The sequence below is a fragment of the Cellvibrio sp. genome (assembly GCF_039207905.1).
Lineage (GTDB): Bacteria > Pseudomonadota > Gammaproteobacteria > Pseudomonadales > Cellvibrionaceae > Cellvibrio.
Genome location: NZ_JBCECX010000034.1, coordinates 1 through 25,822, shown reverse-complemented (window position 1 = coordinate 25,822; position 25,822 = coordinate 1). Strand labels below are relative to the sequence as shown.

23 protein-coding genes are annotated in these 25,822 nt (G+C 48.4%); 16 read left to right on the top strand and 7 right to left on the bottom strand.

The window, feature by feature from the left end:
* Positions 1–97 precede the first annotated feature (97 nt).
* The 13 genes from rsxA (at position 98) to AAGC78_RS17285 (ending at position 15,989) form a co-directional block, all read left to right on the top strand.
* Positions 98–688: an electron transport complex subunit RsxA gene (rsxA, locus tag AAGC78_RS17345; protein ID WP_435785363.1), complete on the top strand. Its 591-nt coding sequence runs from the start codon at positions 98–100 to the stop codon at positions 686–688.
* 13 nt (positions 689–701) lie between these two features.
* Entirely contained in the window at positions 702–1,364 is a 663-nt protein-coding gene (gene rsxB / locus AAGC78_RS17340; RefSeq protein ID WP_435785362.1) for an electron transport complex subunit RsxB, read from the top strand.
* A gap of 23 nt (positions 1,365–1,387) precedes the next feature.
* Positions 1,388–3,829, top strand: coding sequence for an electron transport complex subunit RsxC (gene rsxC / locus AAGC78_RS17335; protein ID WP_435785361.1), 2,442 nt, complete (start codon positions 1,388–1,390; stop codon positions 3,827–3,829).
* A gap of 4 nt (positions 3,830–3,833) precedes the next feature.
* Positions 3,834–4,922 (top strand): electron transport complex subunit RsxD, encoded by a 1,089-nt coding sequence (gene rsxD, locus AAGC78_RS17330; protein ID WP_435785360.1) that lies wholly within the window; start codon positions 3,834–3,836, stop codon positions 4,920–4,922.
* Positions 4,922–5,602 (top strand): electron transport complex subunit RsxG, encoded by a 681-nt coding sequence (gene rsxG, locus AAGC78_RS17325; protein WP_435785359.1) that lies wholly within the window; start codon positions 4,922–4,924, stop codon positions 5,600–5,602. Before rsxD ends, rsxG begins: the two co-directional genes overlap by 1 nt.
* Entirely contained in the window at positions 5,595–6,314 is a 720-nt protein-coding gene (locus tag AAGC78_RS17320) for an electron transport complex subunit E (protein WP_435785358.1), read from the top strand. The genes rsxG and AAGC78_RS17320 overlap by 8 nt, the downstream gene beginning before the upstream one ends.
* Before the next feature lie 63 nt (positions 6,315–6,377).
* Positions 6,378–7,205 carry a mechanosensitive ion channel family protein gene (locus AAGC78_RS17315; RefSeq protein WP_435785357.1) on the top strand — a complete coding sequence of 276 codons (828 nt, stop codon included), beginning with the start codon at positions 6,378–6,380 and terminating at the stop codon, positions 7,203–7,205.
* A 152-nt stretch (positions 7,206–7,357) separates the two neighbouring features.
* On the top strand, positions 7,358–8,077 hold the full coding sequence (locus AAGC78_RS17310; protein WP_435785356.1) for a peptidase: 720 nt from the start codon (positions 7,358–7,360) through the stop codon (positions 8,075–8,077).
* Positions 8,078–8,153: 76 nt separating this feature from the next.
* The gene (locus AAGC78_RS17305) at positions 8,154–8,420 is read left to right on the top strand and encodes a ribbon-helix-helix domain-containing protein (protein WP_435785355.1); all 267 of its coding nucleotides are present in this window, start codon (positions 8,154–8,156) and stop codon (positions 8,418–8,420) included.
* Positions 8,420–8,734: a type II toxin-antitoxin system RelE/ParE family toxin gene (locus AAGC78_RS17300; RefSeq protein WP_435785354.1), complete on the top strand. Its 315-nt coding sequence runs from the start codon at positions 8,420–8,422 to the stop codon at positions 8,732–8,734. The genes AAGC78_RS17305 and AAGC78_RS17300 overlap by 1 nt, the downstream gene beginning before the upstream one ends.
* Positions 8,735–8,984: 250 nt before the next feature.
* Positions 8,985–12,398 carry a DUF2126 domain-containing protein gene (locus AAGC78_RS17295; protein WP_435785353.1) on the top strand — a complete coding sequence of 1,138 codons (3,414 nt, stop codon included), beginning with the start codon at positions 8,985–8,987 and terminating at the stop codon, positions 12,396–12,398.
* Positions 12,399–12,514: 116 nt separating this feature from the next.
* Positions 12,515–15,073, top strand: a complete 2,559-nt coding sequence (locus tag AAGC78_RS17290) for a circularly permuted type 2 ATP-grasp protein (RefSeq protein WP_435785352.1) — start codon at positions 12,515–12,517, stop codon at positions 15,071–15,073.
* A gap of 13 nt (positions 15,074–15,086) precedes the next feature.
* On the top strand, positions 15,087–15,989 hold the full coding sequence (locus AAGC78_RS17285) for a transglutaminase family protein (protein WP_435785351.1): 903 nt from the start codon (positions 15,087–15,089) through the stop codon (positions 15,987–15,989).
* A 74-nt stretch (positions 15,990–16,063) separates the two neighbouring features.
* Here AAGC78_RS17285 and AAGC78_RS17280 read toward each other — a convergent pair whose 3' ends face one another.
* Together AAGC78_RS17280 and AAGC78_RS17275 are read right to left on the bottom strand one after the other, a co-directional pair.
* Positions 16,064–16,531 carry a hypothetical protein gene (locus AAGC78_RS17280; RefSeq protein ID WP_435785350.1) on the bottom strand — a complete coding sequence of 156 codons (468 nt, stop codon included), beginning with the start codon at positions 16,529–16,531 and terminating at the stop codon, positions 16,064–16,066.
* A 265-nt stretch (positions 16,532–16,796) separates the two neighbouring features.
* Positions 16,797–18,359 carry a tryptophan halogenase family protein gene (locus tag AAGC78_RS17275; RefSeq protein WP_435785349.1) on the bottom strand — a complete coding sequence of 521 codons (1,563 nt, stop codon included), beginning with the start codon at positions 18,357–18,359 and terminating at the stop codon, positions 16,797–16,799.
* A 182-nt stretch (positions 18,360–18,541) separates the two neighbouring features.
* Here AAGC78_RS17275 and AAGC78_RS17270 point away from each other — a divergent pair, with 182 nt between their 5' ends.
* Both AAGC78_RS17270 and AAGC78_RS17265 read left to right on the top strand, forming a co-directional pair.
* A complete protein-coding gene (locus tag AAGC78_RS17270; RefSeq protein ID WP_435785348.1) occupies positions 18,542–19,117 on the top strand; it encodes a flavin reductase family protein in 576 nt (191 codons plus the stop codon).
* A gap of 93 nt (positions 19,118–19,210) precedes the next feature.
* The gene (locus AAGC78_RS17265) at positions 19,211–20,017 is read left to right on the top strand and encodes a DUF4349 domain-containing protein (protein ID WP_435785347.1); all 807 of its coding nucleotides are present in this window, start codon (positions 19,211–19,213) and stop codon (positions 20,015–20,017) included.
* 133 nt (positions 20,018–20,150) lie between these two features.
* Here AAGC78_RS17265 and AAGC78_RS17260 read toward each other — a convergent pair whose 3' ends face one another.
* From AAGC78_RS17260 to AAGC78_RS17240, 5 genes are all read right to left on the bottom strand, one after another.
* Positions 20,151–21,125 (bottom strand): alpha-E domain-containing protein, encoded by a 975-nt coding sequence (locus tag AAGC78_RS17260; RefSeq protein ID WP_435785346.1) that lies wholly within the window; start codon positions 21,123–21,125, stop codon positions 20,151–20,153.
* 2 nt (positions 21,126–21,127) lie between these two features.
* Positions 21,128–22,573: a circularly permuted type 2 ATP-grasp protein gene (locus AAGC78_RS17255; RefSeq protein ID WP_435785385.1), complete on the bottom strand. Its 1,446-nt coding sequence runs from the start codon at positions 22,571–22,573 to the stop codon at positions 21,128–21,130.
* 302 nt (positions 22,574–22,875) lie between these two features.
* A complete protein-coding gene (locus tag AAGC78_RS17250; protein ID WP_435785345.1) occupies positions 22,876–23,487 on the bottom strand; it encodes a 2OG-Fe(II) oxygenase in 612 nt (203 codons plus the stop codon).
* Between the two features lie 7 nt (positions 23,488–23,494).
* A complete protein-coding gene (locus AAGC78_RS17245; protein ID WP_435785344.1) occupies positions 23,495–24,319 on the bottom strand; it encodes a class I SAM-dependent methyltransferase in 825 nt (274 codons plus the stop codon).
* Positions 24,320–24,461: 142 nt separating this feature from the next.
* Positions 24,462–25,118 (bottom strand): OmpA family protein, encoded by a 657-nt coding sequence (locus AAGC78_RS17240; protein ID WP_435785343.1) that lies wholly within the window; start codon positions 25,116–25,118, stop codon positions 24,462–24,464.
* Between the two features lie 322 nt (positions 25,119–25,440).
* Between AAGC78_RS17240 and AAGC78_RS17235 the strand changes: the two genes are divergently transcribed.
* Positions 25,441–25,822, top strand: a 382-nt coding sequence (locus AAGC78_RS17235) for a leucine-rich repeat domain-containing protein (RefSeq protein WP_435785342.1), incomplete at its 3' end; no start/stop codon positions are given.

Below are 25,822 nucleotides of genomic sequence, written 5' to 3'. Positions count from 1 at the left end.
CCTAGCCGCCCGCGCTTCTCCCCTTGGTTACGCACCCCGTTTCAAAGGGGAGGAGCAAAATTACGTACATTTCCGTTTTTTCCCGGCAGAACATTTTATGACGTTCAGCGAATTGACCATCATTCTGCTCAGTACCGTGCTGGTGAATAACTTTGTGCTGGCACAGTTCCTTGGCCTTTGCCCGTTTATGGGTGTATCCAACAAACTCGAAAGTGCTATCGGCATGGCCGGTGCAACGACGTTTGTAATGACGCTCGCGTCCATTTGTACCTATTTGGTAGACACCTGGATTCTCGCCCCGCTCGACCTGCAATTCCTGCGCACCATCTCTTTTATTCTGGTAATCGCCGCGGTCGTGCAATTTGTGAAGATGTTTATGGAGAAGACCAGCCCACTGCTCTATCGCGTGTTGGGTGTCTTCTTGCCGCTGATTACCGTGAACTGCGCGGTGCTGGGTGTCGCCCTGCTCAATACCCAAAAGGCGCATAACTTTTTTGAATCTACTCTTTACGGTTTTGGCGGAGCGCTGGGGTTTTCCTTGGTGCTGGTGCTTTTCTCAGCGATGCGCGAACGCTTGGCGGTAGCCGATGTGCCCGTTCCGTTTAAAGGCGCCGCCATCGGCATGATTACCGCCGGTTTAATGGCCCTCGCCTTTATGGGTTTTGGCGGGCTGGTCAGCCTGCAATAACCGGCCGATTCCTATGATCGATTTAATCCTCCACAACCCCATAGTTACTGCGCTACTTGCCCTCGGTGGACTCTCGGCTGCGTTCGGCGCGGTATTGGGTTTTGCGGCGGTGAAATACAAAGTCGAAGGCGATCCGATTGTTGAGCGGATCGATGCCCTTTTGCCTCAAACCCAATGCGGCCAATGCGGGCATCCCGGCTGCCGCCCTTACGCGCAAGCCATCGCCGATGGCGAAGCCATCAACAAGTGCCCGCCCGGCGGCCAAGCAACCATTAATGCCTTGGCGGATTTGCTCGATGTGCCAGCGCCCAGCCTGGATGCTGAACATGGCGAACATCTACCGATAAAGCTGGTGGCGTTTATCCGCGAGGACGAATGCATCGGCTGCACTAAATGCATCCAGGCCTGCCCCATGGACGCGATACTCGGCGCCGCCAAGCAGATGCACACCGTCATCGCCGATGAATGTACCGGCTGCGACCTCTGCGTCGAACCCTGTCCGGTGGATTGCATCGATATGATTCCCGTGGAAACTGACTTGCAAACCTGGCAGTGGAACTTGCCCGCCACCAACCAAACCCCTGTTTTCCACGTAGTGGGCAACCTGATTGCGTCTGACTTGCAGCCTGCAGGCAATCGCCTTACCCCAAATCAGGATGACAACAAAGCGGCCTAAAACCGCAACGAGAATCCGTGTACATGAACAGCCCGATCAAAGTCTGGGAACTGCCCGGCGGGATTCATCCGCCCGAGCGCAAAGCCCAATCCCTGCAATTGCCCTTGGGCGAATTACCCCTGCCGCCAGTATTGGTAATTCCGCTCAACCAACACATGGGCACACCGGCGCAAGCGGTGGTGCAAGTAGGCGATCGGGTATTAGCGGGGCAATTGATCGGCGCGGCAGATGGGACTTTTAGTGCGAATACCCACGCGTCAACTTCCGGAACTGTCATCGCGATTGAAGAGCGGGCAATTGCACATCCATCGGGTATCCACAGCGAATCAGTGGTAATCGAAGCGGACGGCAAGCACGAGTGGATTGGCCTCACACCCTGCGAGGATTACCAAAGCCTCGATCGCCTGGATTTGCTCGATACAATCCGCGCCGCTGGCGTGGCGGGTTTAGGTGGCGCCGGTTTTCCCACAGCAGTGAAACTCGCCCCCAAATCCACGCAAGTGATCGATACGCTGATCCTCAACGGCGCCGAGTGCGAGCCTTACATCACTGCCGACGATATGTTGATGCAAGTGCGCGCTGCCGAAGTCGTCTCAGGTACGCTCTTGCTCAGCCATATACTGCAACACCCCGAACAAATATTGATTGGTGTTGAAGACAATAAACCCAAAGCCATAGCCGCACTCAAAGCAGCGATTGCCGGTGCATCGGTTAGCAATCCAGAGGCGGCCAAAATCAGGGTAGTCGCATTCCCGACCAAATATCCTTCCGGCGGTGCGAAACAATTAATCCAGATCCTCACTGGTCGCGAAGTCCCGAGCGGGCATCACTCGGCCGATGCGGGCGTAATCTGCGTCAACGTGGGAACCGCAGTCGCTGCCTGGCGCGCGGTGCGCTTTGGTGAACCATTAGTTTCCCGCGTGACGACTGTTGTCGGCGAAGCCTTAACGACGCAGCGCAATATTGATGTACTGTTCGGCACACCGATTAGTTACGTCCTCACGCAGCACGGCTTTGATATCAGCCGCGCGTCGCGCGTGGTTATGGGCGGACCGATGATGGGTTTCACCCTGCTCGATCTGGATGCGCCGGTCGGCAAAACAATCAACTGTATTCTCGCGCCCGGCAAACAGGAATTGCCCGCACCACAACCAGCGCAGGCGTGCATCCGCTGCGGATTGTGCTCCGAGGTATGCCCGGTTCATTTGTTGCCGCAGCAATTATTCTGGTACGCGCAGGCAAAAGATTTTGATCGCCTTGAAGCGCACAATTTATTCGACTGCATCGAGTGCGGCGCCTGCTCGTACGTTTGCCCGAGCACGATTCCACTGGTGCAATATTATCGCGCGGCAAAAGGCAGCATCCGCTTGCACGATTTGGAAAAAGAAAAATCGGATCGCTCGCGCCAACGTTTTGAATTCCGCCAAAGCCGTATCGCAAAAGAAGAAGCCGAGAAAGAAGCCAAGCGTGTACTGCGCCAAAAAGCAGCGGAAGAAGCGAAACAAAAACTTGCCGAAAAAACCGCGAGCATTGCTGCAGCGAAAAACGATGCAGTTGCAGCTGAGACGACTATTGCACCTGCCACAGGAGCGCCTGCCGCAGGGATGCCTGCCGCAGGGATGCCTGCCACAGGATCGCCTGCCGCAGGTTCGCCTGCCGCAGATGTCATTAGCGCAGCGGTTGCCAAAGCGGCGGTTGTGCCCCAGGCATCAGCAGCGGAACAAAAAGCAAAATTGCAGCGTATTCTCGCTGCAGCAAAAAATAATCTGGAATTTAACCAGAAGCCGTTGATCCCGAATAAAACCAACCCGGTGATCAGCGACGAACAATTAGTCAAACAGCAAGTGCGCATCAAACAAGCGGAAATGAAAGTCGCCGAGGCAGAAAAAAAGCTCGCTGACTTTATCGCAGAGATAGGCGAAGAAATACCCGCCGTTGCAGATTCTGCACCTACTGTAACCGCGGCTGAGATTAATGATCCAGTCGCTGCATCCATTGCACGAGCGCAAGCGAAATTAGCATTTTCACCTGCAGATAAATTGCGTTCAAATCTGGATTCACTGCGCTTGCGTCTAGAGAAGGCAGAAGAAAAAGTCGCACAAGCAAAAGCCGATGGCAGCGCCAGCCTTGAAGCGCTGCAAATGGGAACAGAAAAACTGCAGCAGAAAATTGCCGAGACACTCGCCGAATTAAATGCATTGGATGCTAGCGATAAACCTGTTGCATCGGCAGCTGCCGAACAAACTGCAGCACAAATTGCCATCGCAAAGGCCAAAGCCAAAGCAGCGCGAATGACCACCATGAGTGATGAAGAAAAACACGCGCAGCAAATTCAGGCAATGCAATCGCGCTTACAAAAAGCACGTGAGCGATTGGAAAAAGCCGAAGCAGAAGATGATCCGAATATTGACGCTTTCCGCTTGGGTGTAACCAAGCTGGAAGAACGACTCAACGAGATGAGCTAAGCCGATGGCGTTATTAAATATCACCTCGCCCCACACCCACGGTGCCAATCGCACCGGCCGCTTGATGCGGTTGGTGGTGTACGCGACTTTTCCCGGCATAGCCGCGCTCACCTATTTTTTTGGTGTAGGTGTCATAATCAATGTCATCTTCGCCAGCCTTGCGTGCATCGCATTTGAAGCGCTGGTAATGAAACTGCGCCAGCGCCCTATTGCGTTTTACCTAAGCGATTGCAGCGCGCTGGTGACCGGTGTGTTAATTGGCGTTTCGCTGCCGCCTTATTGCCCTTGGTGGTTAGTGATCAGCGCGGCATTTGTCGCGATTGTGCTCGCCAAACAATTATACGGCGGGATGGGCTTTAATCCGTTTAATCCGGCGATGGTCGCTTACGTTTTACTACTGATTTCATTCCCGATAGAAATGACACAGTGGGCAACGCCGCTGCCGCTATTGGCTGACGGACAAAGCTTGCCCAGCCTCGTCGCCGCATTGGATAAAATAATTTTCGGCACTGCATTCCCTGGGATGATTGACGGCTACAGCTCCGCCACTGTGCTGGATATCATGAAACAAAATCCGGGGTTGGTGCTGGATGATCTCTACAAAAATGAACCGGTATTTAGCGAAGGCCGCTGGGCGGGCGCAGCCTGGGAATGGGTAAACATCGGTTTTCTGATCGGCGGAATTTATTTACTCTACAAAAAAGTATTTACCTGGCACGCGCCGGTTTCGATGTTGTTGGCGCTCACCCTAATGGCTGCCTTTTTTTACGATAGCGGCAGCTCCAATTCCGGCGGCTCACCGATATTCCATTTGCTCTCGGGCGCCACCATGCTCGGTGCATTTTTTATTGTGACTGACCCGGTGACCTCGGCAGTAAGCAATCGCGGGCGCATTATTTACGGCGCGCTGATCGGAGTATTAATCTACGTGATTCGCGCTTGGGGCACGAGCTATCCTGACGGTGTTGGCTTTGCGGTTTTATTGTTAAATTTTGCCGCGCCCTTTATCGATTATTACACCACGCCGCGCACTTACGGCCACAAAAAACCGCGCCGCGCAACTGACTCAACCAAACGTGATGGAGGTCATTAATGCTCGGCCAATCCATTAGCCAATCGATCAGCAAGAACAGTTTGGTGCTCACTGCATTTGCGCTGGTAACAGCAGGCGCGCTGGCACTCACCAATCTTGGAACACAAGATCGTATCGCCAATGCCGAACGCGCAGCGCAACAGCGAGCACTGTTTGAAATTATTCCGCTCGGCAATCACGATAACGATTTGCTTAACGATACTATCGATGTACCCGCCTCCGGTTTGGCACAACTAGGTTTAAGCGGCGGCGAAAAAATCCATCGTGCCCGCCAGAATGGCGAAATCTCTGCGCTCATAGTTCCGGCAATGGCACACGATGGCTACTCCGGTGATATCAGTATGATTGTCGGCGTAAACCGCGATGGCACAGTTGCCGGTGTGCGCATTTTGCTGCACAAAGAAACGCCCGGCCTCGGCGATAAAATCGAGCTGAAAAAACACCAATGGATTTTGAGTTTTAACGGCAAAAGTTTGCAGATGCCAGTAATAGAAGAATGGAAAGTGAAAAAAGACGGCGGTGCGTTTGATCAATTCGCCGGTGCGACTATTACACCGCGCGCGGTTGTCGGCCAAGTAAAACGCACGTTGGAATTTGTCGCTGCCAACCAGCAAGTGTTATTTAACGATCAGCAAACAATGAATACACAACAGCCAACCACAGGTGAACACCATGAGTGATGGCATCAATTACAAAGAGATTACTGAAAAAGGCCTGTGGAGTAATAACGCCGCGTTGGTGCAAGTGCTCGGCCTTTGCCCACTGCTTGCGGTGAGTTCAACCGTGGTTAACGCATTGGGTTTGGGGCTTGCCACCTTACTTGTGCTCACCACAACTAACTCCGCGGTATCACTGATCCGCCACTATGTGAGCGATGCAGTGCGCTTGCCCGCGTTTGTGATGATTATCGCCTCGGCTGTAACCTGCATTGAATTGCTGATGAAAGCATTCACTTACGAGCTGTACCAAATCCTCGGTTTATTTATTCCACTGATCGTTACCAATTGCGCCGTGCTCGGCCGCGCCGATGCCTTCGCCAGCAAAAACAAACTCCTGCCCTCGGCGGTAGATGGTTTTATGATGGGTATGGGCTTCTTGCTGGTATTAGTCAGCGTGGGCGCCGTGCGCGAACTACTCGGCACCGGCCATTTATTTGCCGATATGCAATTGCTGTTTGGTGAATCTGCGCGCAGCTGGCAACTCAATATTTTTGGCGATCATTTCCCGAATGTTATTTTTGCGCTTTTGCCACCGGGTGCATTTATTGTGGTGGGATTTTTAATTGCTGGTAAGAATGTGATCGATGCGCGCAGGAAGCAGCGCGCCGAAGCGCAAAAAGCCGATATCGTAAAAGGTAGCAAACGCGTACGCACTACTGGTAGTGTTGCGTAATCGACGCGGGAAAACTTAGCGTCAATACAACGAAAAACATCAATACAGGAATAGAAAATCAGCATGTTTAATATAGATAAAGCCGAAGCACTTGCGTTTTACAGTAAGTTTATTGCGCCCTGGAGCGTGAAGATCATGGTGGCGCTGCTGATTTTTTTAATCGGCCAGCTGATCGCAAAAGTCATTGCACGCGTGCTGGGCAAAGTACTCAGCCACACCAAACTGGATAATATTTTGGTGGGTTTTATCCAGTCGCTAGTCAATGCATTGTTGATGGTGTTTGTGATTGTCGCCGCACTGGATCAGTTGGGCGTTAACACCAACTCCGTTATCGCCGTATTGGGTGCAGCGGGCTTGGCAATTGGTTTGGCATTGCAAGGCTCACTGCAAAACTTCGCCGCCGGTTTTATGTTGCTGATTTTCCGCCCGTTCAAAGCTGGCGATTTTGTGGAAGCAGCGGGTACCTCTGGCAGCATCGAAAAAATCGGGATTTTCTCGACCACCATGCACACCGGCGACAATAAAGAAGTGATCATCCCGAACGGTTCGATTTACAGTGGCAACATTATTAATTATTCCAAGCGCCCGACCCGCCGCATCGATATGATTTTCAGCATCGGCTATGAGGACGATCTCCGTGTAGCACGCGATGTGATCGACCGCATTATTAAAGAAGAATCGCGCGTACTACCCGAGCCAAAACCACTGATAGCAGTGGGTGAATTGGCAGCCAACAGCGTGAACTTTTTTGTGCGCCCCTGGGTGAAAACAGAGGACTACTGGGAAGTAAAATTCGCCCTGACCGAAAAAATCAAACTCGCGTTTGATGCGAACAATATCACCATCCCTTTCCCACCCATTCATACGCATACCGCCAAAGCTCCGGAATAATTCTCAATACGGGCGGCACATGGTTATTGATAATGCCGCCCGGATTTGGTGCGAGTTAGAACTCTTTGTTTAATGCGCCAACTTAGCCTTGACGCATCACCGCCCTACTCTTAACCTAAGCGCCCTTTTTTTTACCCTGAGTCCCGGTTGTTATGACCTACTGCGTTGCGATCAAAGTCGATGCGGGCGTTGTGTTTTGCTCCGATTCCCGCACCAATGCTGGTGTTGACCAAGTCAGCACCTACAGCAAGATGTACCATTTTGGCATTCAGGGTGATCGCCAATTGGTTATTACATCTGCTGGAAACCTGGCTACCACCCAATCTGTGATCGCGAAAATTCGCAAGGACATCAAAGACGGCGCCGATATAAGCCTCGCCACCCTCGACAGCATCCACGAAGCTGCCGATTACGTAGGCGAAGTGAGTGTTGCCATCCAGGAAAAACACGCCAACAACAACTCCAATGTCAGCTTTGAGGCCAGCTTCCTGCTCGGTGGTCAAATCGGCTTGGAAACCCCGGCAGTAATGTTGATTTACCCACAGGGCAACCACATCACCACCTCGGACCAAACCCCTTATTTGCAGATTGGCGAGAGCAAATACGGCAAGCCGATCCTAGACCGTATCCTCAAACCCGAAACAGGGCTAGATACCGCCTCGCTCTGCGCACTGGTTTCCATGGATTCGACCATGAAATCCAACCTCACCGTTGGCCCACCAATCGAACTCATGACCTACGCTACCAATAGCGGCCAGATGGAACACACCTCATTTTCTGCCGACAACGAATACCTGCGCGAACTGACCAAATCCTGGGATCGCCTGATCGTTGAAGCCTTCCTGCAGTTGCCTGCACCGCCGCAAAACTGATTCTTCCTCAATTTGGCTGGACGGCTCCGAACCGCTGGAATATGATTAAATCCTATTCAAGTTCGAGCCGATCTCCATGCGAACTACCCAACAATTCAGTATTACGCTCCCCAATGAGATGGCAGAAGCCGTTAAGGCCAAAGTCAAAACAGGTGAGTATGCCAGTGAAAGCGAAGTGATTCGCGATGGTTTGCGTGCGCTTATCGCGCGTGACAAAGCAGTTGAAAACTGGCTACAAGATCAGGTTGGCTCATCCTATGATGCACTGAAAGCCGATCCATCCCGCGCAGTAAGTGCAGATTCATTGCGCGCCCGTCTTGCTGGAGAACACGCGAAACAATAATGAAATACAAGGTCGTATTTTCCCCCGAAGCTGAGGAACAGCTGCTAACGCTCTATCACTATCTGGCCGATGTTGCATCGCCTGATATCGCCCACAACTACACTTCCGGCATTATTGATTTCTGCGAACAACTGGATACATTTCCGCTGCGCGGTAATCAGCGAGATGATGTTAGACCCGGATTGCGCACCACTCATTTCAAAAAACAAACGGTTATTGCGTTTAGTGTCGAACACGAGAGAATCGCCATCCTCGGTATTTTTTACGGCGGACAAGATTACGAAGCACTCCTTCAATTCGCTCAAGATGACTAACGCCCACCTCAAAACCTCCATCACCTGGCATAGCTGCCGCTAATAAAAACATTATAAAGGGCACTTATGGTGCAGATATTGCCTTAGCAATAGCAGCCGTCGAACGGGCGAGCTATGCGACGGAAGATAGCGAGTGTAATAGCGTCATAACTATCGCGGATGATAATAGCTTGCCCTTTTTAAAGCCTGGTGCACACTTAAATGCACCAGCATGATCCATAAACCGCACGATGCAGGAAGGAATTAACTTATGGCTATCCGCGTTGCCATTCATCACAAAACTCATTATGAATTTGATCGCCTGACCTCGCTCTTTCCGCACGTATTGCGTTTACGCCCGGCTCCGCACAGCCGCACTAAAATTCACAGCTATTCATTAAAGATCGAGCCCGCTGACCATTTTATTAATTGGCAACAAGATCCCTTCGGCAACTTTCAAGCACGCCTTGTTTTCCCCGAGCAAACCAAATCATTAACGATTGAAGTAGAAGTTGTCGCTGATATGACTTCGATCAATCCCTTCGACTTTTTTGTTGAGGAATACGCACAGCACATTCCCTTTGCATACGATGAGCAATTGCAGCGCGAATTAATTCCCTATCTCGAAGTGAGTGAGAGCGGCCCGCAATTAATGGCGATAGTGAACAAACTCAAAACGGAGATTCGCCATCGCCAGGTAAGTGAAAAACCCTGGGCAGTAAATGATTTTATGGTGAGCATCAACCAATTGGTGCAAGAAGCGATTGGTTACGGTGTGCGGCTGGAACCAGGAATCCAAACCTGCGAAGAAACACTCACCCTCGCCAAAGGTTCCTGCCGCGATAGCGCCTGGTTACTGGTACAAATTTTCCGCCACTTGGGTTACGCCGCACGTTTTGCATCGGGTTATTTAGTGCAACTCACATCCGATATCAAAGCGCTCGATGGCCCAAGCGGCCCCGAAAAAGATTTCACCGATTTGCATGCATGGACTGAAATTTATATTCCCGGTGCCGGTTGGATTGGCCTTGACCCCACCTCCGGTTTGCTCGCTACCGAAGGCCATATCCCACTCGCTTGTACGCCAGACCCCATTTCTGCTGCACCTATCACCGGCGCCACCAGCAAATGCGAAGTGGAATTCTCTTACAGCAATGAAGTCTTCCGCATATTGGAAGACCCGCGCGTAACCAAACCCTATACCGAAGAACAATGGGCGACGATCAACGCACTCGGTGCAGCGGTTGATAAAGAATTACTTGAACAAGATGTGCGTTTGACTACTGGCGGCGAACCAACGTTTGTTTCCATCGACGATATGGAATCCGAGCAGTGGAACACCGGCGCACTCGGCGCCGATAAATTGCGTCTCGCCAAAGATTTATTACTGCGCATGCGCGCAACTTTTGCGCCCAACGGTTTATTGCATTACGGCCAAGGCAAATGGTATCCCGGTGAAGAAGTGCCGCGCTGGGCACTCGGTTGCTTCTGGCGCACTGATGGCCAAGCACTATGGCGCAATCCAAATTTGCTCGCTCGCGCCGACAAAAACTACAACCTCACTCATCTTGATGCAAAAAAATTCGCCAACACTTTGTGCGATAAAATCCGCGTTAACAGCGAGCATTTAATTCCCGCTTATGAAGACGTGCTCTACTACCTTTGGGCGGAGCAGAAATTGCCAGTGGGTATAGATCCGCTTAAAGCGGATTTAAAAGATGACCTTGAACGTCGCCGCATCGCAAAATTATTAACGCGCGGATTAAATACCGAAACAGGTTATGTTTTACCTATCGAATGGAATTACACCAATCAAAGTTGGTTGACCGGCCGCTGGAAATTACGTAACGACCAATTGATGTTAATTCCCGGAGATTCGCCGCTGGGTCTGCGTTTACCGCTTGGCTCGCTTGAATTTCCCAAACACGATTACGAACGCTACCAACCTGAAAATGATCCCCTCGCCACACGCGAACCGCTCGCACCGAGTGGGCAACAACAGGATGCATTAACGACAGGCACTACAAGTGCGCTGAAACAATCTATTGCGCAAAAAATTGCTGAGCAAAAAGCCGCGTTAGGGCGCGAACCAAAACCGCAGTATATTGAAGCAGGTTATGTCATCCGCACAGCATTGTGCTTTGAAGCACGTGACGGTCGTTTGCATTTATTTTTGCCGCCGCTCACTTACCTTGAACACTATGTGGTATTGATCGAAGCCATTGAAGAAACAGCCGCTGCGCTCAATATGCCGGTGGTGCTGGAAGGTTATGAACCTCCAAAAGATTATCGCCTGAAAAAATTCCTGATCACTCCCGATCCGGGTGTGATTGAAGTGAATATTCATCCGGTAGAAACCTGGGCTGATCTGGTGAATAACACTGAAGCACTTTATGAAGATGCGCGGCAGTGCCGCTTGGGCACCGAAAAATTTATGCTTGATGGCCGCCACTCAGGAACTGGCGGAGGCAACCACGTAACCTTCGGTGGCTCAACGCCGGCCAATAGCCCTTTCTTGCGTCGCCCGGATTTATTGCGCAGCCTCGTTACTTATTGGCAACACCATCCTGGCCTCTCGTATTTATTTTCCGGTTTATTTATTGGCCCGACCAGCCAATCACCGCGCGTGGATGAAGGCCGCGATGAAATGCTCTACGAGTTGGAAATCGCATTCAAAGAAATGCCGGAAGGTATTGTTGAGCAGCCTTGGTTAGTTGATCGCTTGATGCGCAATTTATTAATCGACATCACCGGCAATACTCATCGCTCGGAATTTTGTATCGATAAATTATATTCACCCGGCACCGCCAGCGGCCGTCAAGGCATTCTGGAATTCCGCGGTTTTGAAATGCCGCCGCACGCGCGTATGTCGCTGGTGCAAATTTTATTATTGCGCAGTTTAATCAGCCGTTTCTGGAAAGAGCCTTACAAAAAACCTTTGGTGCGCTGGGGTACGCAGCTGCACGATAAATTTATGCTGCCGCATTATGTGTGGGAAGACCTGCGCGATGTAGTACGCGATTTAAATGAACATGGTTATCCATTCCAACTTGAGTGGCTCGCTGCGTTTGAAGAATTCCGTTTTCCACACTACGGCCGCGTGCAGTTGGATGATATTGAAATCGAATTGCGCTGGGCGATTGAACCTTGGCATGTGCTGGGCGAAGAAGTCAGCAGCTTTGGTACATCGCGTTATGTAGATTCATCGGTTGAGCGTTTGCAAGTTAAAGTCAGCGGCTTAACACCGGGGCGTTATGTGCTCGCGTGTAATGGTCGCCGCGTGTGTTTGAGCCCTACGGGTAAACACGGTGAATTCGTGGGCGGTGTGCGTTATCGCGCGTGGCAACCACCTTCAGCATTGCATCCGACAATTGGTATTCACTCACCGCTGGTGTTTGATTTAATTGATACCTGGAACGGCAAAAGTATTGGCGGTTGCACCTATCACGTCAGCCATCCCGGGGGCCGCAGCTACGACCGTTTCCCCGTTAATGCGAACGAAGCTGAATCGCGCCGCGGCAATCGTTTCTTTGATATCAACCACACACCCGGTGCGCTCCCGATTACACCGGCAGGAAAAATATTGCGCGAGTTTTTTGAAAACAAACATCCACCCAGACCTATGGCGCCACCGCCCGAGGAACCGGCCGATGAATATCCACACACGCTTGATTTGCGCAAATAAGTTCAGACCAAGCTTACTCACACTGAAGAAGAGTAAGCTTGGGTTAGGAAATCCGTCAGGAGAACAAAATCAGGTTACAATGGACACCATATTTATAACAACGACATATCATCCTTATGAATCCTTATTCCACACTTATGGAAAATTCGGTCGATTCCGCCAACATTAAGGACTTTATCTATCCATCACCGCAAACCGGTGTAGATGAAGCCTATGACCACGAGGGCAGGATTCGCCCCCATTGGCGATATTTGCTCCACAGCTTGCAAAGCCTGGGGCATGATGCGATTGAAGAGCGCCAGAAAAAAACTCGCCGCATTTTGCGCGACGATGGTGCCACCTACAAAATTTACGACGAGCCGGATGCAAACCAAAGCTGGCAACTCAACCCTATTCCGCTGCTGATTAACAGCGATGAATGGAACCAGATCGAAACCTCGCTGGTTGAACGCGCTGAGTTATTTAATTTATTACTGCAAGATATTTACGGCGAACGAAAACTGATTCGCCAAGGTATCATTCCGCCAGAATTATTATTTTCCCATCACGGATTTTTACGTCCCTGCCAAAATATAAAACTGCAAGGTAGCCACCAACTTATTTTGCACGGTGTGGATTTAGTACGCTCACCCGATGGCAGCATGCGCGTAATGGCCGACCGCACACAAGCACCATCGGGTGCTGGATACGCACTGGAAAACCGCACAGTAATGAACCGGGTATTTCCCAGTTTGTTTCGCGATAGCCATGTGCATCGTTTGTCATTATTTTTTTCGCGCTTGCGCCAACGCCTGCATGAATTAAATCCCAACGGCGGCATTGCACGCATTGTTGTACTCACACCCGGTATTTATAACGAAGCCTATTTTGAACACGCCTACCTCGCTAACTATTTGGGCTTCCAATTGGTACAAGGCAGCGACTTGAGTGTGCGCAATGGCTACGTGTGGATGAAAGCGCTCGACGGTTTAAAGCGTGTCGATGTTATTTTGCGCCGCGTGGATGATATTTATTGCGATCCAGTTGAATTAAAAGGTGATTCGCGTTTGGGGGTACCAGGATTGTTGGAAGTGGCGCGCATGGGCCATGTCGCCATCGCCAATCCTCTCGGCTCCAGCGTATTGGAAAATCCTGCGCTGATGCGTTATTTGCCTGCAATATCACAAGCGCTGCTTGGGCGCGATTTACAAATGCCATCAGTAAAAACCTGGTGGTGCGGCAACAATGATGATCTTGAATATGTTTGCGCAAACCTGAAAACACTGTTGATCAAACCCACCTATCGCCGTCCCGGACTTTATGAGGTTTACGGTGCGGATCTGGATGAGAAAAAATTGCAGGCTTGGCAAAACCGTATCCGCAAGAATCCACTGCAATTTGTTGCGCAGGAATATGTAGCCGGTGCGCAAACACCGACATGGCACCAAGGGCAAATACAACCGCGCTCATCAGTGCTGCGTACATTTGCTGTGGCAAGTGAAAGTTCTTATTCGGTCATGCCCGGTGGGCTCACGCGCGTGAATCTTGATGTTGGAAAAAAAATCATTTCCAACCAGCGCGGCTCGGTATCCAAAGACACCTGGGTGCTTGCATCTGAACCGGAAAAACAAATCAGTTTGCGTTCATCCGATGCACAGCCCGCCGTTGAAAGCAGCAGTTCACTACCCAGCCGCGTGGTGGAAAATTTATTCTGGATGGGACGCTACGCTGAACGCGCAGAGTCAGCCATGCGCTTGCTACGCACTGTATTTATTCAATTAAACAAAACTGAAAAACTTCCTGACGCTGTGTGTCGCACGCTCCTTAGTGCAGTCACTCATGTCACTGCGACTTATCCGGGCTTTACCAGTTTGCAAACAGCACTGTTAAAAAACCCGGAACCGGAAATGATTTCCATTATTCTGGATCAGCAGCGGCTCGGTGGTGTGGCAAATAATTTAATTGCCATGATTAATTCTGCCGAACAAGTTAAAGAACAATTATCCAGCGATACCCAACGCGTGATTAACGATATCGGCGATGAACTGGAGCAATTAAAAATCGCGCTGGAGCCAGATGCACTCTCTGCCCCCGAAGAAGCTTTAGCGCCGTTAATTACAACCTTGCTCGCCTTTGCCGGATTAATCCACGAAAGTATGACGCGCGGCAATGGCTGGCACTTTATGGAAATGGGGCGCCGACTTGAACGCGCACTGCAAATCGTTAACACGCTACGCTCATTACTGGTGACGGGCTTTGATGAAATTGAGCAGGAAACATTAATTGAATCCAGCCTGCTGTGTGGCGAAGCTTTGATTCCCTATCGTCGTCGCTACCAAAATGGAATCCGCATTGATCAAGGCTTGGAAATGATTTTGCTCAACAACAAAAATCCGCGTTCATTGATTTATCAATTAACGCAGTTGGAGCATCACTTTGCCGATCTGCCGGATAACCGCGACGAGTTCAGCACCGAACACAAATTATTATTGGAAGCGACCACCGCATTGCGCTTAAGCGATATCAAAACCCTGGCCAAAACCGCCAATGGTATTCGCGGTGAATTGGATCAGTTGTTATCGCGCTTGCAATATTTAATCGGCACCGCCGCCAAAGCCATCGGCCAACGTTATTTCGATCACACCGAAGGCCCGCAGTTGTTGGTAAAAAACAACGAATGGCAGGAGCAGCTATGACAGGGGCATCACTATGAAATATCGCATTTGCCATAGCACCCGCTACCAATACGCGCTTTCAGTTAGCAACTGCTACAACCTTGCTTATGTGTTGCCGCGTGTTACAGAAAAACAGCGTATTGAAAATATCGATATCAAAGTGTCGCCAGCGGCAACTACCCGCAATACGCGCACCGATTATTTTGGCAACCAGTTTTTGCAATTTTCGATTGAAAAAGATCACACCGAATTGGATGTCAGCATCACCAGCGACATAATCATTAAAGAATCTGCGATCAGTATTAATCTCGATTTCGGCAACCCTTGCACATACGTAAAGTATTTACTCAAACACAGCAAAGATTGGGAAACACTGTGCGCGCGCGAGTTTATGCTGGACTCACCGATGGTGCAGCAACATCCGGATCTTGCGGAATATGCAGCTTCATCCTTCCCGGATGACCGCCCTTTCTTATCGGCAGTAATGGATTTAACCCAGCGTATATTTAATGACTTTATTTACGATCCGGATTTTTCCGATGTCGCCACACCACTTGCCGATGTATTAAAACATAAACGTGGCGTGTGCCAGGATTTTGCTCATTTCGCAATTGGGTGCTTGCGCTCGCTGGGTTATCCGGCGCGTTACGTGAGCGGGTATTTGGAAACATTCCCCGCACCAGGTCAGGAAAAATTAATCGGCGCTGATGCAACCCACGCATGGTTTGCGGTTTATTCTCCCGGCGAAGGCTGGTATGAATTTGATCCAACCAATAACAAAGTGACAGGCGAACAACATATCACTACCGCATGGGGTCGCGATTATTCAGATGTTGCACCATTGAAAGGGGTTATTTTTGGCGGAGGCCATTCACCAAAGTTATTGGTGTCTGTTGATGTGCGGCGAATTGATGAGGATGTTATCCAAGGATTATAGGCAAAAAAGCCTAAGGGTATTAGACACCTTGAGGCTTTTTCGTAACATTTGACACCACTACTTATTATTAAGTTTTAAACTGGAGTGCCAACTAAAACTGTTTTGAATTTCTGTCCGTTCACTTTCCACCAAAGCACAACATTACTTTGGCTAGCACCCTGCGAACCATCAATCTCAACAACCAATGAGTTATTATCGAGACCATTTAAAATAGCTGATGGACTACGCGCACCTGGATTACTTGGTGTTCCGCCGTAGCCATCGCTGGACGCACTTATTGCAGTTTTGAATGTGGTTTTAACATTTAATCCATCTTCAAATCGAATATTTCCTCCCACCAAAATATCCCCATCAACAGTCAGCGAAGGTGAAGAGTTATATTTAAATACTCGCACACCATTTTGCGGGGTGAGCTTAAGTTGTTGTTCGGCAGAAATTTCAAGATCATTACCAGCACATACAATTGTTGGCTGGCTTCCTGAGGCTGGCGTAAGCAGTATATTTTGTAGAACCGTTAAGTTATCTACCGTTAGATCCGACATTGTCTTCTCCTTAATTAGCATTGATCATCATACTGAGTAGTTTTACCATTAACATTGCTCTCCACGAGCAGCTGAAGAGTATATGCCCAGTATTCTCTCAAAAGCTACTGACTCCTCCAGTAACTGCAACCACCACCGCAATATCGCGCCATAATCCCAAAAATTGATGATTTAGGCGCAACACAAACAACCTATAAGCGCGGCATGATTGCTGCATTACTAAAAGGTAGGATGTACTCCATTACTTTAATTTGCACACTAATCTCTATATTTTCTGCAAACCAAACTCTTTAATTTTATTAATCAGATCGCGATGGGTTGGAATTACTTTCAACACCTCGTTGGTCTTTTTCATATTCTCACCAAAGAGTTCATGCGCCCGTGTCACTGCAGCAGGATTAGGCTTTTTCGGTGCAGGACGCTTGGCAGTTTCATAACCCATACCATAAAGAATGTATTGGAAACTGGCACAGGGGAATAGCTCTTCTGAATGCACCTCATCGTAAAACCAGGGCACTTGATAGCGCCATATTTCCAGTAGCTCCTGCAAACTTTCGGGAACACTTTTCGGGTCGCAATGATCAATCCAATATTGCGAACCGCAACGCTTGCTCAACACATAATGCAATTTCAGGAAGTTGATAATGTGGTTCCAACGATAGGTAAATACTTCGTTAAAACGTTTTGCAACAATCGTCATCGCATTTCTATCAGCCGGTAACTGTTCGCTAATCATGCGCGCGGAAAGCTCGATCAGGATAATCGCCGAAGCTTCCAATGGCTCAATAAAGCCGGCGGCCAAACCAACCGCAACACAGTTATTTTTCCAGAATACTTCGCGATGACCAGGATTAAATTTAATTTTCTGGAATTCAGTGGCGATTGCTTTTTCACGGCCGATAGTCAAGGTCAGATAATCACGAAATTCTGCATCAGCTTCTTCATCGGAAATGTGGGTGCGTGAATAAACGTAACCAACACCGCGGCGTGTTTGCAATCCAATATCCCAAATCCAGCCAGCCGATTGCGCGGTTGAAATAGTATTGGACGAAATAGGACATTCAGGATCGAGATAGGGAACTTGCGCCGCCAAGGCTGCATCGTTAAACAAAAATTCTTTTTTGCTGACCATCGGCACTTGGTAATGTTTGCCAATCAACAGGGAAGCAAGCCCAGTACAATCAACAAATAAATCCCCTTGAAGCTCGCCGTTGTTTTGCGTGCTCAATGAACGGATATCACCATTTTCTGCAGAATTAACACCAAGAACATTATCAGAAATATGTTTGATGCTTAATTTTTCCATGCAGTGTTTGCGCAAAAATTGCGCGAACTTGGCTGCATCTAAATGGTAGGAATAATTAGCCACACCACCGTATTCGGTACTGGTGATAAATTTTGGCCCCATATCGTTTGCACACAATTTACTCTGGATACAAACCGCATCGGAAAACGAGATTTCATCGCGGTGTGCTTGCCAATGCTCAGCCAGATTCAGTTCGGTATAACCGACGGGCAAAGTGAACGGGTGATAATATTCATCGTCATCTTCACCGGTATACCACTTGCAAAACTTGGAGGCCTGCTTAAAAGCTACATCGCATTCGCGCACAAATTCAGTTTCTGAAATGCCCATCTTTCTGAGTGTGCTACGCATGGTTGGCCAAGTGCCTTCCCCTACGCCTACCAATTTAATATCCGGCGATTCGATCAGGGTAATCTGAACACCTTGTTCGCCATTGGCATGCTCCGCTGCCAGCGTACCTGCCACCAACCAACCGGCAGAACCGCCACCAACAATTACAATTTGCTTGACCGCTGTATTCATGACCTATTCCATTATTATTAATGAGCTGTATTTATAAAGACGCCCTATACAAATTTCGAGGCGCCTTGGTATTGAGCGCCGTAGTTTTCCCATAAGGCATGTATTAATCTATGCGCAACTCATTAATTTTCTCTATTGAATAGTTCGGTAGGTACACATTTAATCCGCAGCGGTAAAGGCAAATGACGCAACACATATCTATCCCACTAAAAGACAGCTACAAATTATTCAACCACGGCCCCGTCAGTATCATCACCAGCGCTCACGGCGATAAACGCAACATCATGGCTGCCGCCTGGATCATGCCATTGGATTTTTCGCCCGCAAGAGTAGCCGTGGTGATAGATAAAAATACCTACACCCGCGAACTGGTTAATGCCAGTGGCGAATTCGGTTTGCAATTTCCCATGCGCAAAATCGCCAGACTCACACTGGAAGTCGGCGATGTATCTGGCCGTGATACCGACAAATTTTCCCACTTCGATATAAAGACATTTTCCGGATCAACAATCGCCGCCCCCTTTATCGAGGATTGCATCGGCTGGCTGGAATGCAAAGTCATCAAACAAGGCGCAGAAGAAATGGATTTAATCGTCGGCGAAGTCGTTGCCGCTTATGCAGACCCGGAACAATTTATCGACGGCCGCTGGCATTTTTCTGATGATCCGCAGAAACGCAGCATCCACTATATGGCGGGCGGAGAGTTTTATATAACGGGGGAATCGTTTCGAATTGAGAGTGATTATTCAGGAGAATAACACCATTCAGCAACGGTAAAGCTGGCCCTGTTAACAATGACAGGGCATAAAGCTTCGCCACCTTCACAGCTAAAAAAGGACTCAGCATCGATCATGAACAAAAAATTTACTGCAGGTTTAACCTATTTATTACTAATACTTTCTCTAAGCGGCTGCGAGAGCAGTGACAATAAAGCAACAGAACCGAGCTCCAATATAAGCACCGAGCTTGCACAGAGAAAAACAAATCCCTACCTCTCTTACGAACATAACCTTAGTGTAGAACTGAAAAAAGATGCAATTTCTGAAAAATACAAGGCATTAATTGATCATTGCAACGCCGACAGAGAAAACAATTGCACGATTCTAGAATCAGAGCTTTCTTCAAATAATTACAGTCGCGGTGAAATCAAGATCAGAATTAAACCAGCCGGAGTAAATACCTTTTTAGCACTTGCAGGCAACAAGGGCGAAATCACCAATGAATCAACTACGGTAGAAGATCTCTCAACACTCATTTTCGATACCGAAAAACGAATCAAACTTTTGCAGTCATATCAGGATAATTTGCTGGAACTACAAAAGCAGGCAAAAGGTGATATAGAGTCACTGATTAAAGTATCTCAAGAAATAGCAAACACGCAGTCCCAGCTGGAAGACTTGATTGGAAACAACAAAAAGCTAATGCAACGAGTGGAAATGGACATCATTAAAGTTCGCCTACACAGTCGTTATGAAGCTTCTTTCTGGACACCAATTACAACTGCGCTAGATGAGTTTAAAGAGAATCTTTCCGAGGGTATCGCTAGCGCGATTACCGCTATTGCTTATCTGATACCTTGGTCAGTAGTCTTCGTGATTCTATTCTTTATGCTGCGGTTCTTCTGGCGAAAGCTGAGAGGAAAATCAGCAAAATCTTAAGCGTTATTCTACACCCAAAAAGCAGCTACTGAGATAGCTGCTTTTTTTATTGCTTAAAATAAAAAAGGCCCGAATACGGGCCAGGCCTCAGAGAGACAACACGCAAAGGGTAACGCGGCTGGGCCGCTGTAAATCAGGCTGACTTTTGCTCCTGGGTTTGTGCCATGACCACTGGCAGGAACCAGGTTTCGGCAATTTTGAAATGCAAATTGCCGATTTCAAATTGCAACTCATCAATATATTCATGTAAGCCGGATTTTAATAATTCATCCAAATCCGCTTCGTCCAACTTATGTTGGATATTCACAATCGCTGACAATACTTTTTCGCTATTGGGCAGAGCCCATAAACATTGCTCCAATTGCTTGAGGCAGTGGGCAACTGCGCGCGGGAAATCTTCGTTTTGCAATAAAAAGGTCACTACGGCATTGGCGTTTACGCGGTCACGCACATGCTGGCGATACATTTGGTAAGCGCTGAGCGAACGCAGTACACTCATCCACAAAATGTTGTCATAGGGTTCCAATACTTCGGTTCCGCCCGCCGAAAGGTGTGGCAAGAGATTAACCAAGCCAGCATCAACAATACGCGTACTCATATCGGCGCGTTCGAGATTGCGGCCAATGCGAATTAAATCGTAAGCGTTGTTATGACTCATGCAGCCAGCAAGCAAACCAGTGAATTGCTGCACGCTACTAATCACATGCAATAAGATAATACTGCGGTCACGGCGCGAGGTTACTTTATCGGCGCGGTCGCGAATATAGTGGTACAAATCGTTGATTAATTCCCACGCTTCCATCGGCATGGTTTCGCGGGTGATGCGAGAATTCTCGCGCGCGAAACTAAGTGAATTAATCAGTGAAGCCGGATTTTTTTTATCCGCCAAAATAAAATTCACTACGGTTTTTTCGTCGGCTAATTGCGTATCGCGTTCAAAATAATTACCAGTACCGCTGATATCAATCAATGAACCCCAGCCGACACGAACACCTGCAGGTAAATCCAGTAACAAATTGGAGTTAACATTTACCAAGCGCGCAATATTTTCGCTGCGCTCCATATAGCGACCTAACCAATAAATTCGCTCTGCTACACGTGACAACATGTTTAGTCCTCCACTACAATCCAGGTATCTTTACTGCCGCCACCTTGCGATGAATTCACCACGTAGGAACCTTTGCGCATGGCAACGCGGGTTAACCCACCGGGAGTAACGCAACTTTCACGCCCTTGCAATACAAATGGGCGCAAATCGATATGGCGCGGCTCTGCATTACCATTAGTGAGAATAGGTGCGGTCGATAACGAAATTAGCGGTTGTGCCATGTAATTGCGTGGATCTGCTTTAATACGCAACGCAAATTCTTCCAATTCTTTTTTGCTCGCTTGCGGGCCGATGATCATACCGTAACCACCGGATTCATTAGCGGGCTTAACCACTAATTTGTCGAGATTGGCGAGTACGTAATCGCACTGCTTTTTATCGACACACAAAAAGCTGGGCACGTTAGGCAGGATGGGTTCCTCACCCAAATAATATTTAATCATGTCAGGTACAAAGGTGTAGATCACTTTATCGTCTGCAACACCGGCGCCCGGAGCATTTGCCAAGGCAACATTACCTTTTAGCCAAGCGCGCATTAAGCCGCGTACACCGAGTACAGAATCCGGATTAAACATTTCCGGATCTAAAAATAAATCATCAATGCGACGATAGATAACATCAACACGTTTTAAACCATCAATGCTGCGCATATAAACGCAGTCATCGCTATCGACAACCAGATCGCTTCCCTCAACCAACTCCACACCCATTTGTTGGGCGAGATAGGAATGCTCAAAATAAGCGGAATTATAAATGCCGGGAGTAAGCACTACGATTTCGGGGCGATCCGCTTTACGCGGCGATAAAGATGCAAGCGTGTCGAACAACTGGTTGGGATAATCTGTCACCGGAACAATGTTGTGATTTTCAAATAATTCCGGGAATACACGCTTGGTGACTTTACGGTTTTCCAGCATGTAAGAAACACCGGAGGGCACGCGCAAATTATCTTCCAGTACAAAAAATTCGCCTTTGTCATCGCGAATTAAATCGCTGCCGCAAATATGCGACCAGACACCATAGGCAGGCTTCATGCCGATACATTCTTTGCGGAAATTGACCGAATCTTCAAATAAGTATGAGGGCACGACCTTGTCTTTGATAATTTTTTGGTCGTTGTAAATATCGTTAATAAATAAATTCAGCGCGGTTAAACGCTGGATCAAACCGCGCTCGGTTTTTTGCCATTCGCGCTGCGGAATAATGCGTGGGATAATATCGAACGGCCATTCGCGATCGATGTTGCCTGCATCGCTGTAAACCGTGAACGAAATGCCCATGGTTTTAATTGCGAGTTCGGCGGAGAGTTTTCGGTCTTGTAATTCTTGACCGGATAACGAGGCGAGATATTGGGCGAGGTGTTTGGTTTCAGGTCGGGGTTGGCCGGGCGCGCTGATCAATTCATCGTAGAAATGGCCAGAATGGTAATTCTGCCAATCTATGTTCATCTCACTCATGGTGACTTCCTTCAGCATCGCGGCCTCACTTATGTATGCGTTCTTAGCATTGTTATAGTGCCCGCTGAATCACCTCCCTGATTTCCATTTCTCCTGTCCAGGAAGATTTTCAGCAAGCTACCAGCAAGTACTTGCAAATTCGTTGCCAACAGCCGCAATTCATTTGCTGGCAAACGCGCTCGCATACGAACAACACACTTATTCCTTTTCACAAGAGCTATAGGTTATATCTTAAGAACTCTTGAGGGCTTTTTGCTCTGATAATCAAGAAATTACGAATCCCGCCGAGGGTTTCATAACGCCTTGATACGAAACCAACCTGCAATGCTTAGTCGCAACTGTGTTGCTGGCAACACCTCATGTGGAAAATCTTCGCTGAGAAAGATCACCAGCTTGCCACATTCCGGTGCAACCCGAGCCAATTGGGTTGTGTCTGCTTCATCATAGAGCACCAATTCGCCACCAGCCACTAAATCCCATCCGGGATTCAGGTAGAGCACGGTCGATAACTTGCGGCCAGGATTTCCTTTAAACGCATCGCGGTGTTTTTGATAGAAGGCGCCGGGAGCGTAAACCGCATAGTGGGCTTCGTAATCAAACAAGCCTAAAAATAAACGTTGGTTGATCGCTAACCTCAGTGTATCCATCCAGGATAAAAATTCTGTTACAGCGGAGTCACCTGGCTCAAGCCATTGAATCGCATCACCGCGGATATTCTGGTTGAGTTGATAATCCCCTTGCCGCCCTACACCGGCGGGTTTTAACACTGGCTGTTGCGCCTGCAAGTTGCGAATCAAACCGCTGATTAAGGATTCCGGTAATGGCTGGTCGAGCACAATAAAACCGGGGCCGGCCAGTGCATCTGCAATTTGGTCGAACAAGGACTCGGGATCGGGAGAGTTCATGTGGGATTTACCGGGCTGCTGGCAAAGCGTCGGGAAGTTTTTTGATGGTGTAAATATCGTAACGACTGGATTTTCCCTCCAGCTGATAAGAAGGTGTTTGATTATTTAACAGCGGAGCCTTACGCGGGCGCTTTACCACAACGCGATAATTTACATGGGCCAACGCCAAAGGCAGAAGCGCATCGGCATCTTCATCTTTACCAACAATCTGGTGAAACGCCGCCATTTCTTTTTTTACATCGGCCGTTTTGTGACGCTCGGGAAACATCGGATCGAGATAAATCACATCGGGAAATTGATCAGGCGATAATGATTCCAGATAGCGGCGACTATCTTGTGTTAGCAACTGCATGCGATTAATGGTTTGCAGTAACTCTGCATCCTGATCGCGCGCAAAAATTTGCGCACGCGCCAAGCCATCGGCCAATAAGGTTTGTACTATCGGCGAGCGTTCAAGCATGGTGACAGTGCAGCCCAAACTTGCCAGCACAAAACTATCCTTACCCAAGCCTGCGGTTGCATCCAACACCTGCGGATATACACCAGCTTTTATTCCCACGGCTTTGGCAATCATCTGGCCTTTACCACCACCAAATTTGCGCCGATGATCAACAGCGCCTTCGGTAAATTCTGCGATAACTGGCCCCGGCGCTTTGCGCCCGGTTTGCTGTAATTGAATCGATTCTTGCGTAAATAACACCACGAACTCAGCAGCATCAATGGCGTCTGGAGATTGATCAGTCAACAAGGATAATTGCAGTAAGTTAGCAAGCGCTTCGGCCTGACTTAACAGCGGCGGATAATTGCAAAGTACAGCAATGGAATTTGGCATGGTGTTCACGACAGCAATATTTAGCTGTGCATTATCCAGCCTGCATAAAACACTGACAATGATTTAGTTCAAACAAAACCCTATCCCCTAAAACGACAAAGCCGCTGCGGTGAGGCAGCGGCTTTGTATTCAAACAGATCAATTACTGTTGATGAGGAACCAACTCTAACTCTACACGGCGGTTTGCTTCGCGACCGCTTGCAGTGTCATTGCTGGCAACGGGATAACGTGAACCGTAACCGTAAGCCTGAATACGCGCACTGCTCACTTTCTGGCTGCGTAAATACATGGCTACACTATCAGCACGCCCTTCACTCAGAGGTTGGTTAATTTTGTCACTACCGGTTGAGTCAGTATGACCAGTTACTTTGATAGAAGTCTTGCTGAACTCTGCCAATACTTTGGCTACTGAATTCAACACAGGGAAAAAGTCAGAGCGGATATCAGCGCTGCTAGTGGCAAAGGTAATATTACCTGGCATTACCAGATACAGATTATCGCCTTCACGTCTTACCTGCACGCCAGTGCCTTGCAATTCCTGACGCAGCTTGGCCTCCTGACGATCCATATAGTTACCTACACCAGCACCAGCAACACCACCAATTGCTGCACCTTTCAATGCGCGCTCACGGCGATCTTTTGCGTTATCCCCCGTTGCTGCGCCCAATACTGCACCCGCTACCGCACCTATACCTGCACCTTTAGCGGTATTGCTGGTTTTTTGCTCGCCAGAGTACGGATCTGTAGTAGTACAGCCGATGATGGCAAATGACATAATGATTGCGAGGATGTATTTCATATTAGGTCTCTCCGTTGAAACGATAAAAACAGGAACAATAAAAACAAGAACAATAAAAAACTGCAACGATCAAACAGGAACGATAACAGTAGAACGAAAAAAAACATTAAAAACACGGACAACTAAATTGCTTGATAATGTGTAGTGATTGTTGATGAATGGAACTGAACAAATACTGAATTCTGTGATTGCTGATAAACGCTATTCTGATTAAAGTGACTATAAACACAGTCACCCCGTGAAATCGGTTCGCCTCACCACACAACCTTCCGTGCTGACACCAGTGAGAAGCTAATTTTCACCTCAATCCAGGTAAATCCATATGCACATTAAATCTTTGTTACTTTTTTGCGGGTTGGCCACCAGTCTATTGACCGCCGGATGTAAAAATTATTCCGTGAGCGTCAACGAAAATGTTGTTTATATGCCGCCGTCGATATTTAAAGATTACCAATTAGCTGACTCGTTATTACACGACTGTGTAGAGCAAACGATTTACGATTTGCGTATCACTAAAGCGGAAGATCTCACGCGCTTGAACTGCAGTAATGCCGGGATTAAATCCCTTGCCGGTTTGGATAAATTTTTTGCATTAACTGAACTGAATCTGGCGGACAATCAATTAGCGGATATTACTGAAATTGGAAAACTGGGGCGCTTGGAAAAACTTTTCCTGACGAACAACAAGATCAAAAATCCGGCAC